We start from the raw sequence: 516 nt of genomic DNA, 5'->3' as shown, positions 1-516 counted from the left end.
AAACGGTGCACGTCTCGCAGTCGAGGAGATCAACGCGAAGGGCCTCACGATCGGCGGCCAGAAGATCACGCTGCAACTCGACCCGCAGGATGACGCCGCCGACCCGCGGCAGGCGACGCAGGTTGCGCAGAAGCTCGTCGACGACAAGGTCGTCGCGGTGGTCGGCCACCTGAACTCGGGCACGTCGATCCCGGCCTCGAAGATCTACAGCGATGCGGGCATCGTGCAGATCTCGCCGTCGGCGACCAACCCGGCGTACACGCAGCAAGGCTTCAAGACCACGTATCGCGTGGTGGCGACCGATGCGCAGCAGGGCCCGGCACTGGCGAACTACGCGCACTCGAAGGGCATCAAGAGCGTGGCGGTGGTCGACGATTCGACCGCGTACGGCCAGGGTCTCGCGAACGAGTTCGAGAAGAAGGCGAAGGCGCTCGGCCTGAAGGTGATGTCGCATGACGCGACGAACGACAAGGCGGTCGACTTCCGCGCGATTCTGACCAAGATCAAGGGCGAAAA

At 64.5% G+C, this 516-nt stretch carries 1 protein-coding gene; it reads left to right on the top strand.

The window, feature by feature from the left end; genetic code table 11:
• Positions 1–516: branched-chain amino acid ABC transporter substrate-binding protein (locus tag AP428_RS34320; RefSeq protein WP_156349378.1), on the top strand; the 516-nt coding region annotated here is incomplete at both ends.

Source organism: Burkholderia sp. E168m22 (assembly GCF_001319805.1).
Lineage (GTDB): Bacteria > Pseudomonadota > Gammaproteobacteria > Burkholderiales > Burkholderiaceae > Burkholderia > Burkholderia orbicola.
Note: the sequence above shows the minus strand (reverse complement) of the source record. Positions and strands in the feature narration are given on the sequence as shown.